This window comes from Streptomyces sp. NPDC012888, assembly GCF_042900645.1.
GTDB lineage: Bacteria > Actinomycetota > Actinomycetes > Streptomycetales > Streptomycetaceae > Streptomyces.
The window spans coordinates 1-16,462 of the sequence record NZ_JBIBBM010000018.1; the positions used below are offsets into that span (position 1 = coordinate 1).

At 76.0% G+C, this 16,462-nt stretch carries 15 protein-coding genes; 7 read left to right on the forward strand and 8 right to left on the reverse strand.

Annotated features, from left to right (window positions below; translation table 11 throughout):
* Positions 1–315: 315 nt before the first annotated feature.
* Positions 316–1,056, reverse strand: coding sequence for an SDR family NAD(P)-dependent oxidoreductase (locus ACFY61_RS26890; protein ID WP_389475966.1), 741 nt, complete (start codon positions 1,054–1,056; stop codon positions 316–318).
* 204 nt (positions 1,057–1,260) lie between these two features.
* Here ACFY61_RS26890 and ACFY61_RS26895 point away from each other — a divergent pair, with 204 nt between their 5' ends.
* Positions 1,261–2,328: an RNA ligase (ATP) gene (locus ACFY61_RS26895; RefSeq protein ID WP_389475968.1), complete on the forward strand. Its 1,068-nt coding sequence runs from the start codon at positions 1,261–1,263 to the stop codon at positions 2,326–2,328.
* A gap of 60 nt (positions 2,329–2,388) precedes the next feature.
* On the opposite strand, the gene ACFY61_RS26900 is transcribed toward ACFY61_RS26895, so the two are convergent.
* The 5 genes from ACFY61_RS26900 to ACFY61_RS26920 form a co-directional block, all read right to left on the reverse strand.
* Positions 2,389–3,666: a radical SAM protein gene (locus ACFY61_RS26900; RefSeq protein ID WP_389476313.1), complete on the reverse strand. Its 1,278-nt coding sequence runs from the start codon at positions 3,664–3,666 to the stop codon at positions 2,389–2,391.
* 122 nt (positions 3,667–3,788) lie between these two features.
* Positions 3,789–4,601, reverse strand: coding sequence for a hypothetical protein (locus ACFY61_RS26905; protein WP_389475970.1), 813 nt, complete (start codon positions 4,599–4,601; stop codon positions 3,789–3,791).
* 88 nt (positions 4,602–4,689) lie between these two features.
* On the reverse strand, positions 4,690–5,256 hold the full coding sequence (locus ACFY61_RS26910; RefSeq protein ID WP_389475972.1) for a GNAT family N-acetyltransferase: 567 nt from the start codon (positions 5,254–5,256) through the stop codon (positions 4,690–4,692).
* Positions 5,257–5,925: 669 nt separating this feature from the next.
* On the reverse strand, positions 5,926–8,775 hold the full coding sequence (locus tag ACFY61_RS26915; RefSeq protein ID WP_389475973.1) for a poly(A) polymerase: 2,850 nt from the start codon (positions 8,773–8,775) through the stop codon (positions 5,926–5,928).
* Positions 8,775–10,577, reverse strand: coding sequence for an RNA ligase family protein (locus ACFY61_RS26920; protein WP_389475975.1), 1,803 nt, complete (start codon positions 10,575–10,577; stop codon positions 8,775–8,777). Before ACFY61_RS26920 ends, ACFY61_RS26915 begins: the two co-directional genes overlap by 1 nt.
* Before the next feature lie 112 nt (positions 10,578–10,689).
* Between ACFY61_RS26920 and ACFY61_RS26925 the strand changes: the two genes are divergently transcribed.
* The 3 genes from ACFY61_RS26925 to galK all read left to right on the forward strand — a co-directional run bounded on the left by ACFY61_RS26925 (position 10,690) and on the right by galK (position 13,164).
* A complete protein-coding gene (locus tag ACFY61_RS26925) occupies positions 10,690–10,893 on the forward strand; it encodes a DUF2191 domain-containing protein (protein WP_389475977.1) in 204 nt (67 codons plus the stop codon).
* Between the two features lie 70 nt (positions 10,894–10,963).
* Positions 10,964–11,995: a galactose-1-phosphate uridylyltransferase gene (galT, locus tag ACFY61_RS26930; RefSeq protein WP_389475979.1), complete on the forward strand. Its 1,032-nt coding sequence runs from the start codon at positions 10,964–10,966 to the stop codon at positions 11,993–11,995.
* Positions 11,992–13,164, forward strand: a complete 1,173-nt coding sequence (gene galK, locus ACFY61_RS26935; protein ID WP_389475981.1) for a galactokinase — start codon at positions 11,992–11,994, stop codon at positions 13,162–13,164. Before galT ends, galK begins: the two co-directional genes overlap by 4 nt.
* Before the next feature lie 65 nt (positions 13,165–13,229).
* Here galK and ACFY61_RS26940 read toward each other — a convergent pair whose 3' ends face one another.
* Together ACFY61_RS26940 and ACFY61_RS26945 are read right to left on the reverse strand one after the other, a co-directional pair.
* On the reverse strand, positions 13,230–13,628 hold the full coding sequence (locus tag ACFY61_RS26940; RefSeq protein WP_389475983.1) for a VOC family protein: 399 nt from the start codon (positions 13,626–13,628) through the stop codon (positions 13,230–13,232).
* Positions 13,625–14,140: a cupin domain-containing protein gene (locus tag ACFY61_RS26945; RefSeq protein ID WP_389475985.1), complete on the reverse strand. Its 516-nt coding sequence runs from the start codon at positions 14,138–14,140 to the stop codon at positions 13,625–13,627. Before ACFY61_RS26945 ends, ACFY61_RS26940 begins: the two co-directional genes overlap by 4 nt.
* 135 nt (positions 14,141–14,275) lie before the next feature.
* On the opposite strand from ACFY61_RS26945, the gene ACFY61_RS26950 reads away from it, so the two are divergent.
* The 3 genes from ACFY61_RS26950 to ACFY61_RS26960 all read left to right on the forward strand — a co-directional run bounded on the left by ACFY61_RS26950 (position 14,276) and on the right by ACFY61_RS26960 (position 16,455).
* A complete protein-coding gene (locus ACFY61_RS26950) occupies positions 14,276–15,106 on the forward strand; it encodes a class I SAM-dependent methyltransferase (protein WP_389475987.1) in 831 nt (276 codons plus the stop codon).
* Between the two features lie 115 nt (positions 15,107–15,221).
* The gene (locus ACFY61_RS26955; protein WP_389475989.1) at positions 15,222–15,923 is read left to right on the forward strand and encodes an ADP-ribosyltransferase; all 702 of its coding nucleotides are present in this window, start codon (positions 15,222–15,224) and stop codon (positions 15,921–15,923) included.
* Between the two features lie 295 nt (positions 15,924–16,218).
* Positions 16,219–16,455 (forward strand): acyl-CoA carboxylase subunit epsilon, encoded by a 237-nt coding sequence (locus ACFY61_RS26960; protein WP_389475991.1) that lies wholly within the window; start codon positions 16,219–16,221, stop codon positions 16,453–16,455.
* Positions 16,456–16,462: the final 7 nt, after the last annotated feature.

The window sequence follows — 16,462 nt, forward strand, 5'->3', positions numbered from 1 at the left end:
CGACGAAGGAGCGCCCTTGACAGGGCGGACGGCCCCGGAAGGACGATGGGACGGACGGGCAACCACCCCGACGCCTCACCAGCGCCGCCCGAGTGGGCCCACCCACCCCTACCCCCGCCCCGCATTCACGCCCAGGTCCGGTGGGCCCACCCGCCCCCCCCCCCGTCCGGCGTCCAACGCCCCCGCCCCCGTCCGGCGTCCAACGCCCCCGCCCCCGTCCGGCGTCCAACGCCCCCACCCCCGCCCCGCGTCCAACGCCCCCGCCCCGGCGGGCCCACCCGCCCCGCCCAAGCTGGCCGACCCACCCCCCTCGTCCTACCGCCCCCCGGACACCCGCAGCACCGTGCCCGTCGTGTACGAGGCGTCGGGGGAGAGGAGCCAGGCCACGGCGGCGGCGATTTCGGTGGGGAGGCCGGGGCGGCGGAGGGGGATCGTGGCGGCTGCCTTCGCCGGGCGGTCGGCGTCGCCCATCGCGGCGTGCATGTCCGTCTCGATGACGCCGGGGGCCACCGCGTTGACCCGGATGCCTGACGGGCCGAGTTCCTTGGCGAGGCCCACGGTCAGGGCGTCGGTCGCCGCCTTGGTCGCCGCGTAGTGCACGTACTCGTCCGGGCTGCCCAGGGTGGCCGCCGCCGAGGACAGGTTGACGATCGCGCCGCCGCCCGCGGAGGTCATCTCGCGGGCCGCCCGACGGCAGCACAGCAGGTAGCCGAGCAGGTTGACCTCCACCACCCGCCGCAGGTCCTCGGTCTTCGCGTCGGCCAGGATCCCCAGCGGGCCCGTCACACCGGCGTTGTTCACCAGGCCGGTCACCGGCCCGAGTTCGGTCGCCGCCACGTCGAACAGCCGCTCCACGTCGGCCTCCACCGAGGTGTCGGCCCGGACCGTGACGCAGCGCGCACCGGCCGCCCGTACCGCCGCCGCGGTGGACTCGGCCGCCGCGCCGTCCCGGACGTACCCGACGACGAGGTCGTGACCGTCGGCGGCCAGCCGTGCGCAGGTGGCCGCGCCGATACCGCGGCTGCCGCCGGTGACGATGGTGACGGGACGTGACATCGGTGCGCTCCCCAGGTCGGTGGACAAGCCCAGGGGAGTGTAGATGGCATCTGCACCTAACGGCTACAGGGGGACGGCCACCACCGTCGAGGCCGTCGCCGGGCCGCGCCAGTCCGCGCCAGTCCGCTCGGTTCGCGCAACGCGGCACATAGCAGAGGGGAAAACCGCTCGCCCACCGAAAATGAACCGGCAAAGGTGAGGTCCATGTCGACCTTGAAAGTCACCGCGGAAGTCCTGACCGTCCACGAGCACCCCAACGCCGACGCCCTCGAGCTGGCCCAGGTCGGCCTCTACCGGGCCGTCGTCGCCAAGGGCCGCCACCGCACCGGCGACGTGGCCCTCTACATCCCCGAACAGGCCGTCCTGCCCGCGGCGTTGATAGAGGAGCTCGGCCTGACCGGCCGCCTCGCCGGCGGCGAGGCCAACCGCGTCAAGGCGGTCCGGCTGCGCGGTCAGCTCTCCCAGGGCCTGGTGTGCGTCCCGCGCGCCGTCGACGGCGTCGACCTGGAGCGCGCGGCGGCCGAGGGCACGGACTTCGCGGCTCTGCTCGGCATCACCAAGTGGGTGCCGCCGGTCCCGACCAGCATGAGCGGAGACGTCGAGTCCGCCCCCGACCTCCTGCCCTGGGTCGACGTCGAGAACCTCCAGCGCCACCCCGACGTCTTCGAGCCCGGCGAGCCGGTGGTGCTCACCGAGAAGCTGCACGGCACCGCCTGCCTGCTCACCTACCTGGCGGAGGACGGACGGGTACTGGTCTCCTCCAAGGGCTTCGGCGCGAAGGGGCTGGCCCTCAAGGAGGACGAGCGCAACCTGTACTGGCGGGCCGTCCGCGCCCACGGTGTGCCCGAGGCCGCCGCCCGGCTCGCCGAGCGGCTCGGCGCGACCCGCGTCGGCGTCTTCGGCGAGGTCTACGGGGCGGGCGTCCAGGACCTGGCGTACGGGTCCGACGCCCGCACCACCGGGCCGGGTTACGCCGTGTTCGACGTCAGCGCCGAGATCGACGGCCGGGTCCGCTGGCTGGACCCCGTGGAGCTCCTGGACGGCGTCCTCCCGCTCGTGCCGCGCCTGTACGAGGGCCCGTACGACGAGGCCGTCGTCCTGGAGCTGGCCTCCGGGCGCGAGACCGTCTCCGGCCGGGCCCTGCACATCCGCGAGGGCGTGGTGGTCCGGGCCGCCGCCGAGCGGTACAGCCCGGTGACCGGCGGCCGGGCCATCGCGAAGGCGGTCAGCCTGGCCTACCTCACCCGCAAGGGCGGCACCGAGTACGAGTGAGCGCCGCGCGGCCGCCGCGCCGCGCCCGCCGCGCCCGCCCGGTCAGGGCAGGCCACGGGCTCACTCGTCGTTGGCGGGCAGGCTGTCCATGAAGGAGCTCACCGAGAACACGGCCCGGCCAGCGCCGGCCGGGCCGTACCCGGGCGGCGAGCTGAGGCCGAACTCCTCCATCGTCGCCCGGTACTCCTGGAGCAGCCGGATGTGGTACTCCAGCGGGGCGCCGTGCGGGTTGGCCTTGCCGAGCGGGGTGGTGGGCTCCGGGCACCAGGTGGTGAACCGCGGCGTGATGCCGTGCGACATGAAGTACCGCAGGCCCTCCACCGTCGAGTCGATCGCCTCGTCCACGGTCGTGAAACCGAACGGCTCGGCCATCTCCACGCCCGCCACGAAGTTGGGGATCACGTTGCGCGCGCCGAACACCTCGGCGGACTCCAGGATCCGGCGGTGCCACTCGTCCCGGCCGATGTACTGCTCCTTGCCGGGGCAGTACAGCTCGAACAGGCGGCGGTCCCACACCTCGTAGTTGGGGTGGTAGATGCGCACGCCGTAGTCGTAGAACCGCTGTACGTCCTCGCGGGGCAGCGCCTGGGCGACCACCTTGCCGGTCCACCGGCCCGGGAACCGCTCCTCGATGGCCTTGGCGTACTGCCCGTAGAAGTCGGCCTCGTCCTTGCCGCCGACCTGCGACGTGATCGCGCCGCCGGTGAGGGTGTACGCCTTCGACGCCTTCGCCGTGTCGTACTTGTCGATGATCTCCAGGGCCTCCAGGATCTCGTCGAGCTGCTTGACCCCGGTGTACGGCCGGCCGGCCGCCTTGTGCTGGCGCCAGTTGTGGTTGATGTCGCAGTACTGGCACTCCTGCTTGGCGCCGAAGTACTGGCACACCCGGAACACGGTGAGGTAGATCAGGTAGCCCCACTGGATGGTGGGCGCCACCTCCATCACGGACTTCCCGTTGGACAGCTTGTGCCGGTAGTACTCGGGCATCGGCGGCAGTCCGACGTCGGCGATCCGCACCCCGTCCAGCCACAGGCCCAGCAGACCGTCCGCGTCGGCGGCGACCCGGTAGGGCGAGGCGGGGTTCACACGGACCGAGACCACGGTCCGGCGCAGCTCGTACGGGCCGCCGGTGAGGACGATCTCCTCCGGCGGGCGGCGCAGGGCGGCCGCACCGAGCTCGGGCAGGGTCCGGTGGTCGAAGGAGAAGATGAAGTACGACTTGGGCTTGACCTCGCCCGACTCGTTGTCGCTGAGCGCGGACTCGTCGAACGCGATGCCCCCGCGCAGCAGGTCCTCCTTGATCACCGCCTCGCGGGGAACCTGCGGGAACCGGGCCATCAGGGATTCGATGGTGTCGGTCCGGCGCGGGCTGTCGGCGTCGGTGGTCTGCTCAGGTGCGAAGTGTCCGGTCACCCGTCCACAAATACCAGCACGCCCCGCGGGACCTGCCCGGAGGGTCCTCATTCGTCCCAGGGCAGCCGGACGGCCTCGATCTCCGCGTCGCCGACGAGGGCCCGCACCAGGGTCGGCGGCCCGGCCACCTTGGTGCCCCACAGGTCCCAGTCGGTGTACGTGACCCAGGACCGGTCGGCCGGCCAGAGGTTCGAGGCGGTGGCCTCCATGCCCGGGACGTCGTACAGGGCGGGCGCGTCGCCGAGCCGGCCGGTGATCACGTGGTGGTCGTGGATGTCGCCCCACTCCTGGGTCACGAACGGGCAGAAGTAGGCGAAGCAGCGGGTGTCCGGCCCCTGCGGGCTGTGCTCCAGCAGGATCTTGACCAGTCGGTTCCAGGTCTCCCGGTCGAGGGAGCCCTCCGTCGGCGGCCGGATGCCGACGGGCCAGCTGCCGTCGCCGAGCCTGCCGTCGGGGGCACTGCGGAACGAGGGCAGCGCGCCCTCGGCCACCACCGGGTCCCCGGTGCGTTCGGCGAGCTCGGCCCAGCGCAGGCGCCGCCAGCCCGGGCCGGGGTGCTCGGCCCGGCCGAGGGTGCCGCCGGTCGCCACGCCGACCTCGTGCACGCGGAAGTCGACGCCGCGCACCCCGCGCGGCACCTCGACGTCACCGGCGGCGATGTCGGCGCGCAGCAGTTCGTCGTGCGAGACGACGCCGGGGCCGAGCTCGCTCTCGTACATGGCGTTCAGCACCCATGCCGCGTCGGGGCGGCGGGGGACGGGGAAACCGAGGACCCCGTCGTCCTGGCACAGCTCGGCGAGCCAGTCGGCCTCGGCGGAGGCGGCGCGCTGCCAGGGGTGGCCGGTACCGGTGTCGAACATGTGCCCATCCTCGCACCGGGCCCACCGCCATCCCTGCCGTCCCTGCCGTCCCCGGCGCCCCCGGGGCCCCAGACACCCCTAGACCCCATCAGCCGGCCCAGTCGGCCTGGTGGCCGCGCGACAGCCGCCAGATCACGTCGATACCGGTCTCCGCCGGCGCCGGGGGCTCCTCCGGGTCGACCCGCGGCCCGCGGTACACCTCGGTGAAGCCGAGGCGCCGGGCGACGGCACCGCTGGCCGGGTTGGCCTCGTCGTGGTGGATCTCGACGCGGTCGACGCCGGGCATCCGCCGGCCCGCGCCGACGAGGGCGGCGGCGGCCGCGGTGGCGAGACCGCGCCCCGTCCAGGCGGGGTGCAGCCAGTAGCCGATCTCCGCCCCGCCCGGACCGATGCGGCGCATCAGAGCGCAACTGCCGACGGCGGCGCCGTCCGAGGTGATGGCGTAGTGGTAGCCCTCGCCGGAGGCCCACTCCTCCTCGCAGCGGGCGAGGTACCGCTCGGCCTGGGCGCGGTCGTGCGTCGCGGCGAACGGCATCCAGGGCAGCAGGTGATCACGGGAGTCGGTGATCAGCCGGTCGAGGACGTCGATGTCCTGCGGGCGCCAGCGGCGCAGTACGGCAGGCTTCGAGCGGAGTGTTTCGGCGGGGTGCTCCATGATCGGATCCTCGCCCAGCCGGACCCCGCCCGGCAACGCCATTAGCCCCCCAACGGCCCCGCGCCTCAATCGCCGGCGAGGCTGGAGGTGCCGGGCGGAGCCCGCCGGCCGGGCGGGGCTTGTGAAGCCCGAGCGGCGTTTGAGCGGGTCCGGCCGGGGCTCGGCCCGGGCTTCGGGGCTTCGCCCCGCGCCCCGCGCCTCAATCGCCGGCGAGGCTGGAGGTGCCGGGCGGGGCCTGCGGGCCGGGCGGGGCTTGTGAAGCCCGAGCGGCGTTTGAGCGGGTCCGGCCGGGGGCTCGGCCCGGGCTTCGGGGCTTCGCCCCGCGCCCCGCGCCTCAATCGCCGGCGAGGCTGGAGGTGCCGGGCGGGGCCTGCCGGCCGGGCGGGGCTTGTGAAGCCCGAGCGGCGTTTGAGCGGGTCCGGCCGGGGGCTCGGCCCGGGCTTCGGGGCTCCGCCCCGCGCCCCGCGCCTCAAGCGCCGGCGGGGCTGGGAGTTGCCGGGCGGGGCCCGCCGGCCGGGCGGGGCTTGTGAAGCCCGAGCGGCGTTTGAGCGGGCCCGGCGGGGGCTCCGCCCGGGCTCCGGGGCTCCGCCCCGGCTCTTCGGCGGCCGGTACCGGCGGGGCGGGGGAAGGCCCCCGCGGGGGACGAGGGGCCGGGGGCCGACCGGGGGCTTACGTGAGGGTGGGGACGGTGCCCGGGTCCGGGAGGGTGGTCTCGACCCCGCGCAGGTCGGCCGCCCACGACTCCACCAGCGCCAGCAGTGCCGCCCGGGGCGGCGGCGTGCGGCCCAGGCCGACCGCGAAGTGCGCGGACGTACGGCCGGTACGGAACGGCCGGGGCCAGGCGTGCGCGTCGGGGGAGCCGGACACCTCCAGCGCCCCGAGCAGCGCCCGCATCCGACCCCGCATCCGGCCCAGCGCCTCCTCGAACTCCGCCTCCCCGGCACCCCGGACGGTCACCACCACCCAGGCCGCGTGCCGTCGGTGCAGCGGCGGTGCCGTGACCGGCCCGTCGGGGGCGCCGGCCTCGAGCGCCTCCCAGGCCTGGTAGAGCTCCTGGACCAGCAGGTCCCGGAACCCGGCCGTGACCTGCCCGGTGCAGCTGCGGACCGGCGCGGCCGGGGTCAGCACGACGACCGGGTCCGCGCCGGGCCCCGTCTCCGCCGCGCCCGTCAGGGACACCGGCTCGCGCCAGTCCCAGGCCGCCCAGGTCGCGAAGAACTCCCGCCACAGCCGCTCCGGTTCCTCCGGAGCGGCGGAGGCCAGCACCACCCGGGCCGCGAGTACCGCCCAGGCCACCCCCGGCAGACCGCCGTGCGGAGCCGAGTCCAGGCCGCGGGCCCGGGCCCACGCCTTGACCCGCCGCGCCAGCCCTTCGAACGCCGGCGCGCGCCCGCCCAGCGCCGCCCGGACCGCCGCCGCGTCGCCGACCGCGCCGAGCGCGACCGCCGCCGCCTCGCCGAGCTCGGCCCGCCGGGCCACCGCGTCGGCCGGGGCGAGCGGGCCGGATCCCACCAGCACCAGGTCCACCGCCAGCCCGTCCACCGCGAACCGAAGCCCCGGCACCCTGGCCCCCCGGACCTCCCGGAGCCGCGCCGCCTCCGGCAGCGCCGCGGCGACACGCTCCCGGACCGCCGCCGGCTCCGCCCCGCCGGGCAGCACGGCGACCAGGTCCAGGTCGGCGCCCGGCAGCGCACAGCCCATCCGGCGCGATCCGACCACCTCCACCACGCCCTCGGCGAGCGCCGCGGCCACCCGGTCCGCCACCGCCTCCGCGAAGCCCGGCCCGCCCGGCTCCGGCCGGGGTGCGGCCGCCGGTTCCGGCCGCCAGCGGACCTCCCCGGAGCCCAGCGCCACCGTGGCCCGCACCTCCATCGGTTCCGTGCCGCGCCGCGACAGCAGCACCAGCTCGCCCGCGGTGGTGCCCGGCAGCCCGGCCAGGGCCGCGGCGCACTCCGCCGTCAGCCGCTGCGGGTCGGCCGTGCGGCCCAGGCTCAGGTGCGGCGTGAACCCCGGGGCCCGGCCGCGGCAGCGCGGGAAGCGTGCGCGCAGCGCCCCGTACAGCCGCTGCCAGGGTTCCTCCCCGGCCCCGGTCGGGTCCAGCCAGACGGTGGCGTCCTCGCGGTGCCCGAAGTCGTGGACCCCCGCGAACCGGACGGGGAACGGCCGCAGCCCCGCGGCGACCTCGGCCACCAGCGCGGCCGCCCGTTCGAAGTCCGTCTCCGGCACGAACCCGAAGAGCAGGTTGACGTGCGGCGGCCAGCGGTCCACCTGCGGGTCGTGGGCGCGCCGCAGCCGCTGGACGGCCGGCCACAGTTCCGCGGGCGGCAGCCAGGCCAGCGCCGTCCGCGGCGTCGGCGGCAGGTCCAGCACGGCCGCCGCGTCGCCGGCCGGCCCGAACGCCACGTCCGTGCTCACGCCGTAGTGGTCCGACACGAACAGCCCGTCCGCCTCCGGTACGTCGCCCAGCAGGCCGGCACCCGTCACCCGCCCGGAACCGCGCAGCAGCACCCGGTCCAGCCGGGCCGCCCGCCCGGTCAGCGAGGCCACGGCGGCCAGCGGGTTGGCCCCGGGGTCGAAGGTCGGCGTGCGGTCGGCAGGGCCGCGCGCCTCCGACCACGCGTCCCGCAGTCCCAGGGCCGCGGCCGGCCCTTCCGCGCCGTCCCGGCCGTCGTTGAAGTCGCCGAGCAGGAACAGTTCGCCGTCGAGCCCGGCCAACGCCTCGGCGAGAAGGGCCAGTTCCTCCTCGCGCCGGTCGGCGCCGCGCTCGGAGTGGTCACTCGTCAGATGGGTGGCGGCCACCGTCACCGGTCCGGCGCCCGTGTCCACCACCACGGCGGTGACGGCCTTGTGCGGTCCGAGCGCGTGCACGCCCGCCTCCCGCACCGGCAGCCGGCTGAGCAGCAGTAGCCCGCTGTCGTCCACGTCCCGCCCGCCGGGGTCGGTGCCCAGGGTGTACCCGGCCCGCACCCAGTCCGCGGCCAGCAGCAGCTCCAGCAGCGCCGGCTCCACCTCCTGCAGGGCGATCACGTCCGCGTCGGCGGCGGCCAGCGCGTCCAGCAGCCGCGGTCGCCGCCGCGCGGTGTCGATCAGTTCGCCGTCGTACCGGTCCCACAGCGTGTTCCAGGTCAGCAGCCGCAGCGCCGCCGGGGTGCCCCCGCCGGGAGCGGGCGGGGTGGGCGCGACGGGCGCGGCGGGTCCGGCCGCGCTCCACCGGGCGCCGTCCCAGAGGTACGGCGTGCGGGCGGTGAAGAACGGGGCGCGCAGCCGCCGTGGCTCCCGTACCCGTCCGGCCCCGGACCGGCCGACCCGGTCCAGGCCCGCCGCCCGGTCCCAGACCAGCTCCCCGTCCGCCTCGACGAACAGGACGCGGTGCCAGGGGATGTCGCCCCCGGGCACGAACGAGGTCAGCGGGATCCGCTTCGGCGGAGCCCCGCGCTGCGCCAGGCCCAGCACGAACCGCGCCGGATCGAACCGCGGATCCCAGCGCACCTGGTGGTAGACGTCCTCACTGGTACGCATCAGTCCCTCACGCCCCACATCCCGTGTTCGTCCAGGCCACCGGCCCGGTCCCCGACGGCGCCGTCCGGCCCGGCGTACCACGTCCGGTGCGCCCGGCCCGGGTACGGCGGCGCGTACCGGCGCAGCTGCCGCTCCAGTACCGGGGCCGGCACCGGATGGGCCCGGCCGGCGTTCCGCCGTACGAGTTCATCCTCGCCCACCACCGTCACGACCTGCGTGACCAGCGCGTTCCGGCGCCGGGCCGCGGCCAGTACGGGCTCGCGCTGCCGTTCGGTCAGGGAGGTGGCGTCCCAGACGACGGTGCCGCCGGCGGCCAGGGCGGCGTCCAGCCGGTGCAGGCCCTGCCTGAGGACCTCGGCGTTGGCGGACTGGTCGGCGCGGTCGCCCCGCTCGCTCCGCAGCGCGTCCAGCGAGACGCACACCGCGTCCCGCAGGCCCCCGGCGAAGCGGCTCTTGCCGCTGCCCGAGGGCCCCACCAGCTGCACCAGGCGCGGGAAGGCCCCGTCCCGCCACCGCCAGGTCGCCGCCACGGCCTCCTCGGCGGTGCCGATCCGGCCCTCCGCGTACGCCTCCCGGGCCTGGGCCCAGCAGCGGTCGGCGGCGTCCCCGGCCACCCCGTCGGCCGCCAGTGCCGCGCGCAGCCCGGCACGGAGCGGGCCGAGCGGGTCCTCGCCGAGCAGCCCGGAGTCCTCGGCGACCAGCGCGGACCAGTCGGTCCGCTCCCGGGCCGCGCCGGAGCGGCCGGCCGGGACGGAAGCGGCCACGGCGTGCAGCACCCCGAGGTCGGCGGCCGCCGCCATCCGCAGCAGCCCGGCCCGGCGCTCGGCATCGGGGAACGGGGCGTGCAGCCGCGGGTACAGCCCGACCAGGTCGGCGATCCGGCGGGCCGCTCCCAGCCCCAGCGGACCGGCCAGGCGGGGCGCGAGCGTGCCCCGGTGCCGGTCGTGCAGCAGGGCGGCCAGGACCCCGGCCAGCCGGGCGTCGCCGGTCCGCCCGAGCAGGTCGAGCCGCCCGGCGGCCTCCCGTACGGCCTCCCGTACGGCCTCCTCCGCCTCCGCCGGCACGTCCCCGGCCACCGGGGGTGCCCCGGCCACCGGGGCTTCCGCGGGCGGCAGGCCCACCGCCGCCAGCAGGCCCGCCGGGTCGGGAGCCGCGCCGGAGCGGACCGCCCACAGCGCGGCGGCCGGACCCAGGCCGTTCTCCACCACGGCGGAGTGCATCCAGTGCGTTCCGGTCGTGACGTGCCCGGCCCGCACCCACTTGGCCACCCGCGACCCGAAATCGGCCCCGGAGAAGCCCTCCGCCGTCCGCACGACGTAGCCCTCCTGCCGGGTGGTGTCCAGCCGCAGCCGCCGCAGCGCCCGTTCGTCGAAGGTCCCGCGCCACAGCACGCGCGGCGCCGGCACGCCCAGCCGGCGCAGGAAGCGGACGGTCCCGTCCCAGTCCAGGCAGCGGTCGCCGGCGTCCCAGACCGAGAACCCGTAGAACCAGCTGTCCAGGCCGGTGTAGGCCAGCGAGTGGCGGGCGTACAGGTTCTCCCCGCACACCCGCCAGCCCTCCGGGATGCCGGCGGCGACACGCCCCTGGAGCGCCTTCACCCAGGCCCGGGAGGGGTGGTGGCCGGAGTCGAGGGAGCGCGCGTGCAGGCCGTCCCGGTACAGGGTGGTGTTCTCCCCGTCGAGCTTCTCGGTGACGACCACCTCCCGGCCGGCCAGCCCGGCGAGGCCCCCGGCCCGGACGTCGTCCGGGGTCGCTCCCGGCGACCACGGGAGGTGCGGGGTCCGGGGATAGTGCGTACGCATGGTCGGCCACTCTAGGAACCGGAACGGTGACGATCTACCGATTAACCGCCGCGACGGCCCTATGCTCACCGGAACCGCCCGACCCGACCCGACCGATCGCCCGGGGGAGCCCATGGCCAAGGTGAACGTCAGCCTCGACGCCGAGCTGGTGGTGGAAGTGATGGTGCTCGCCGGCGTCGGCAACCCCCAGGACGCGGTGGAGGCCGTGGTCCGCGACTACATCGCCCGCGCCCACCGCACCGAGGCCCGCGTCGAACTCAGGGAGCACGGCCGCCTCCCGGCCGACCCCCGTCCCCGCACCCCCGACCAGGGCTGAGGCCCGCTCCGCTGACCCCGCTCCCGGCCCGGCCGCCGGCACGCCGGCGCCGGGTACCTACCCTGGGCGGGTGCAGAAGAGCATCGCGCAACTCGCCGACGGCCGTGAGCTGGTCTACTACGACACGGACGGCAGCCCCGCACGCGAGGACGCCCCGGACCTCCGCCCGCTCGACCCCCTCACCGCCCGGCCGGAGCTCCGCCGCGACCCGGCCACCGGGGACTGGGTCACCATCGCCGCCCACCGCCAGGTGCGCACCTACCACCCGCCCGCCGACGCGTGCCCGCTCTGTCCCTCCCGTGACGGCCGGCTCAGCGAGATCCCCGCCCCCGACTACCAGGTCGCGGTGTTCGAGAACCGCTTCCCCTCCCTCGCCGCCGGGGCAGGCCGCTGCGAGGTGGTGTGCTTCACCCCCGAGCACTCCGGCGGCTTCGCCGACATCGGCCCGGAACGCGCCCGGCTGGTCCTCGACGCCTGGACCGACCGGACGGCCGAACTGCACGCCCGGCCGGGCGTCCGCCAGGTCTACTGCTTCGAGAACCGGGGCGCCGAGATCGGCGTGACCCTCGCCCACCCGCACGGCCAGATCTACGCCTTCACCGAAGTGCCCCCGCGCACCGCCAAGATGCTCGCCTCCGCCGCGGCGCACCGGGCCGCCACCGGCCGCAACCTCTTCGACGACCTCCTCGACGGGGCCCGCGCCGCCGCGGACCGGGTCGTGCTGCGCGGCGACCACTGGACCGCGTTCGTGCCGTACGCCGCCCGCTGGCCGTACGAGGTGCACCTGTACCCGCACCGGCGGGTGCCCGACCTCACCCGCCTCACCGAGGCCGAGCGCGCCGAGTTCCCCGGCCTCTACCTCGACCTGCTGCGCCGCTTCGACCGCCTGTTCGGCCGGCCGGAACCCACCCCGTACATCTCCGCCTGGCACCAGGCGCCGCTCGAGGCGGGGGAGGAACTCGCCCTGCACCTGGAGCTGTTCACCGTCCGCCGGACCGCCGACAAGCTCAAGTACCTGGCCGGGGTGGAATCCGGCATGGAAGCCTTCGTCAACGACGTGGCGCCGGAGACGGCGGCCCTGCGCCTGAGGGAGGCGGCATGACGCGAACCGGCCCGGCCGCGGCGGCCGCCAGGACCGCGGACGCCTTCGCCCGGCTCCACGGAGCCCGCCCCGACGGGGTCTGGTCCGCCCCCGGCAGGGTCAACCTCATCGGCGAACACACCGACTACAACGACGGGTTCGCGCTCCCCATGGCCCTGCCCCAGGCCACCCGGGTCGCCGCCCGCCGTCGTGACGACGGCCTGCTGCGCCTGTACAGCGCCCAGTCCGGAGAGGACCGGACCACCGAACTCCGGGTGACCGACCTGGTCCCCGGCGCGGTGCCCGGCTGGGCCCGCTACCCGGCCGGCACGGTCTGGGCGCTCGCCGGGGCCGGCCACCAGGTCGGCGGCGCCGACCTGTACGTCGACAGCGATGTCCCCGCCGGGGCCGGGCTGTCCTCCTCCGCCGCCCTGGAATGCGCGGTGGCCGTCGCCTACGACGACCTGTACGGCCTCGGCCTGCCCGGGCCGGAACTCGCCCGCACCGCCCAGCGGGCGGAGAACGCCTTCGCCGGGGTGCCCTGCGGGGTCATGGACCAGATGGCCTCCGTCTGCTGCACGGAAGGCGCGGCCCTGCACCTGGACAGCCGCAGCCTGGAGCACCGTCAGGTGCCCTTCGGCCTCGACCCGCACGGCCTGGTCCTGCTGGTCGTCGACACCCGGGTCCGGCACGACCTCGCCGACGGCGCGTACGCCGCCCTGCGCGCCGGGTGCGAGCGGGCCGCCGGACTGCTCGGGCTGCCCGCGCTGCGCGACCTGGCACCGGGGGAGCTCGGCGCGGCACTGGACCGGCTCCCCGCCGAACTGGCCCCGCTGGTGCGCCACGTGGTCACGGAGAACGCCCGGGTCACCGAGGCGGTCCGGCTGCTCGCGGCCGGTGACACCCCGGCGCTGGGCCCCCTGCTGACCGCCGGCCACGCCTCGCTCCGCGAGGACTACCGGGTCTCCTGCGCCGAGACCGACCTGGCCGTGGACACCGCCGTCGCGGCGGGCGCGCTCGGCGCCCGGATGACCGGGGGCGGCTTCGGAGGTTCGGTCATCGCCCTCGTCCCGGCCGCCCGCGCCGACGGGGTCAGGGGGGCCGTCACCGAGGCGTTCCGCCGGGCCGGCCACCGTGCCCCGGCGGTGCTGCGGGCCGTCCCCTCGGCCGGCGCGGCCCGTATCGCCTGAGCGGCCGGCCGGCCGGCCGGACGGACGGACGAACGGCCGAGCGGCCTCGCCTGCCGGGCAGGCCCTCAGCCCCAGGAGCGGGAGCAGAGGACGAGCCGGTAGCCGTCCGGGTCGGCGACGGTGACGCCGTGCTCGTCCCAGTACGGGTTGTGCGCGGGCACCCGGGTGCCGCCGTGCGCCGTCAGCCGGTCGACCAGGGCCTCGTCCACCGGTTCGCCGAGGTAGACCACGAACAGGTCGTCCACGGTCGGTGTCGGCTCCAGCGGCCGGTCCGGGTCGTGGGTGAGCTCGAAGTGCCAGTCCGCGCCGGCCGGCCCGACCATCAGCAGGTCGTGCTCGCCCGGGACGCGCTCGGTGGTCCGCCACAGCACGTCCAGTCCGAGCCCGGTGACGTAGAAGCGTTCGGCGGCCGCCAGGTCCCGGGACGGGCGGGCCACGCGGACGCGGGTCCGGGCGCCGATCACCGGCCGGCCTCCAGCGCGGCCCGCCACACGGGGCTGTCGACGTAGTGGTTGTCGTACCGCTCGGCGGACTCGGCGATCTCCTTCGGGTCGGCCTCGCCGCGCATCACGCGGCCCAGCAGCCGCAGGTAGTCGAAGCGGCCCATGCCCGGGGTGAACACGAACAGCACGTCCGCCCCGTGGCCCGGCGCCGCGGCGAAAGCGTGCGGCGTGTGCGGCGGCACGGCGAGGAAGTCACCCGCGCGCAGCACGCTGATCTCGTCCCCCACCAGCACCCTGAGCTCGCCGTCGATGACGTGGAACAGTTCGGTGGCCCTGGTGTGGAAGTGGGCCGGTGCCCCCACCGCACCCTCGGCGAAGGTGGACCGGTAGCTGGTGAAGCCGTCCGTGTCGGCCAGCAGGGTCATCACGCTGCTGGGGTCGGCGCAGGTCTCCGCCTCCGCGCCACGGGTCAGCAGGACGGGGTGGGGGAGGGGCGCCGGCCCGGCGCCCCGGGCGGTGTTCGACTCATTCATGATCACGATACTAGGTGTGAAGTGGCCTCCCCTCCAGGCCATTCGAGGCCCGTGATCCTGGGCCAATCCGCACCCGTCGGGCACACGGCCTACGAAGACGCGCGGCCCCGCGGCCGGTGCGTCATGCTCGGGAGCATGACCGAGCCGAGCGACGCGCCCGACGCAGACCGCGCCCTGAAGACCAAGCACCGCAAGATGTGGGCCCTGGGGGACTATCCGTCGGTGGCCGCACAGATCATCCCCGAACTGGGGGCCGTGCTGACCCGTGCCTGCGGGGTGACCCAAGGCGACCGGGTCCTCGACGTCGCCGCCGGCACCGGCAACGCGGCCATCCCGGCGGCCAAGGCGGGCGGCGACGTGGTCGCCTCCGACCTGACGCCCGAACTGCTGGACGCGGGGCGGCAACTCGCGCACGAGCAGGGCGTGGAGATCGAGTGGCGCGAGGCGGACGCCGAGGCCCTGCCCTTCGGCGACGCCGAGTTCGACACCGTCATGTCCTGCGTGGGCGTCATGTTCGCCCCTCACCACGGGGCCGCCGCCGGCGAACTGGTCCGGGTCTGCCGCCCCGGCGGCACCATCGGCCTGATCAACTGGACCCCGCAGGGTTTCATCGGCCAGATGTTCGCCACGATGAAGCCGTACGCGCCGCCGCCGCCGCCCGGCGCCCAGCCCCCGCCGCTGTGGGGCGACGAGGCCCACGTACGGGAGCTGTTCGGCGACCGGGTCACCGGGGTCGAGGCGCGGACCCGGACGGTGCGGGTGGACCGTTTCGCCCGGCCCGAGGAGTTCCGGGAGTACTTCAAGGCCTGCTACGGGCCCACCATCGCGGTGTACGCGAGCATCGCCGACGACCCGGCGAAGGTCTCCTCACTCGACCAGGAACTCGCGGACCTCGCCGCCCGGCACACCCGGGACGGCGCCATGGAGTGGGAGTACCTGCTGCTGACCGCCCGCCGGGCCGGCTGATGAAACGTAACTCCCGCTGATCCGGAGCCGTTTCACGGCACCGGACCGTCACGACACGCTCACCGACGGGTGAGGTTCCCGTCCGGCGTGGCGCGCGGACGCCAGGGTGACCACCATGATCACCACTGTGCTCCGGCGCCACGCCTTCGTCATCGCCGCCACCCTCGCCGCCGCCCTCCTCCCGCCCGCCTCGGCCCACTCCGCCGCCCCGCACCCAGCGTCCACGCACACCGCCGCGTCCACGCACACCGCCGCGTCCGCCCCCGCCCGCGCATCCGCCCCCGCGCACGCCCCGTTCGCCGCGGCCGCCGCCGCCAACTCCTGCCCCCGCGTGGACGACCACCTGTACGCCGCCGCGGACCGCCGCGCCGACCTGGCCCGGATCACCCCGGCCCCGTCCTGGCGCATCGACTGCAAGCAGCTCTACCGCGCCGACGGCCGCCCGCCCGCTGTCGTCTTCGAGGAGGGGTTCCACCCCCGCGACACCGTCGGCGGCCAGTACGACCTGGAGCAGTACGTCCTGGTCAACCAGCCCTCCCCGTACGTCTCCACCACCTACGACCACGACCTGTACAAGACCTGGTGGAAGTCGGGCTACAACTACTACATCGACGCGCCCGGCGGCATCGACGTCAACCGGACCATCGGCGACACCCACAAGTGGGCCTCCCAGGTCGAGGTCGCGTTCCCCGGCGGCATCGCCAGCCGCTTCATCGTCGGCGTCTGCCCCGTCGACAAGGCCACCAAGACCGAGATCATGAACGAGTGCCAGGACAACCCGAACTACGTCCCCTGGCGCAACTCCCTCCCCGCCTGAGCACCGACCGGGGCGTCCGCCCGGCCCCCGTCACCCGGCCGGGCGAACGCCCCCGCTCCTCCCGCACGGCCCGCCCGCCCGTACGGGGCGCGGCCACCGCCCCGCACCGGCGCCCCCGGCGTGTCGCCCCGCCGCGACACGCCGGGGGCCCGGTCGTAGCGTCGTACCCGTCCGGCCCCCGCGAAGCCGCAGTCCGCGGCCGCGGCGCCGGGCTCGACCACGCCCCGCCGGCCCCGGCGCCCCGCGCCGCCCCGCACGGCCCGGGCGTGCACTCCGTACGACGAGGAGCGAGCCGATGTCGGACCACACCCGCGAAGGCGACACCACCACCCTGCTGCGCATAGTGCGGGGGCACGCCAGCCCCGAGGAACTGGCCGCGATAACCGCCGTTCTGACCGCCTGCGCCGCCCGCAACGCCTCCCTGACCGCCGCCCGTCCCACCCCGGACGGCACCGCGCCCGGCCGCCGTACCGTACGGCGGCCGGGCGCTTCGCACAACGCCTGCTGGGCCGGCTGCTGGACCTGCCGCTGAAACCGGC

Excerpts from the sequence above, each read along its gene's own strand:
- ACFY61_RS26900 (WP_389476313.1), bottom strand. The coding sequence starts at position 3,666 with ATGGCCCGGTTCCCGCAGGTTCCCCGCGAGGCGGTGATCAAGGAGGAC.
- ACFY61_RS26960 (WP_389475991.1), top strand. The coding sequence starts at position 16,219 with ATGTCGGACCACACCCGCGAAGGCGACACCACCACCCTGCTGCGCATA.
- ACFY61_RS26890 (WP_389475966.1), bottom strand. The coding sequence starts at position 1,056 with ATGTCACGTCCCGTCACCATCGTCACCGGCGGCAGCCGCGGTATCGGC.
- ACFY61_RS26895 (WP_389475968.1), top strand. The coding sequence starts at position 1,261 with ATGTCGACCTTGAAAGTCACCGCGGAAGTCCTGACCGTCCACGAGCAC.
- ACFY61_RS26955 (WP_389475989.1), top strand. The coding sequence starts at position 15,222 with ATGATCACCACTGTGCTCCGGCGCCACGCCTTCGTCATCGCCGCCACC.
- ACFY61_RS26910 (WP_389475972.1), bottom strand. The coding sequence starts at position 5,256 with ATGGAGCACCCCGCCGAAACACTCCGCTCGAAGCCTGCCGTACTGCGC.
- ACFY61_RS26905 (WP_389475970.1), bottom strand. The coding sequence starts at position 4,601 with ATGTTCGACACCGGTACCGGCCACCCCTGGCAGCGCGCCGCCTCCGCC.
- ACFY61_RS26950 (WP_389475987.1), top strand. The coding sequence starts at position 14,276 with ATGACCGAGCCGAGCGACGCGCCCGACGCAGACCGCGCCCTGAAGACC.
- galK (WP_389475981.1), top strand. The coding sequence starts at position 11,992 with ATGACGCGAACCGGCCCGGCCGCGGCGGCCGCCAGGACCGCGGACGCC.
- ACFY61_RS26945 (WP_389475985.1), bottom strand. The coding sequence starts at position 14,140 with ATGAATGAGTCGAACACCGCCCGGGGCGCCGGGCCGGCGCCCCTCCCC.
- ACFY61_RS26915 (WP_389475973.1), bottom strand. The coding sequence starts at position 8,775 with ATGCGTACCAGTGAGGACGTCTACCACCAGGTGCGCTGGGATCCGCGG.
- ACFY61_RS26925 (WP_389475977.1), top strand. The coding sequence starts at position 10,690 with ATGGCCAAGGTGAACGTCAGCCTCGACGCCGAGCTGGTGGTGGAAGTG.
- ACFY61_RS26920 (WP_389475975.1), bottom strand. The coding sequence starts at position 10,577 with ATGCGTACGCACTATCCCCGGACCCCGCACCTCCCGTGGTCGCCGGGA.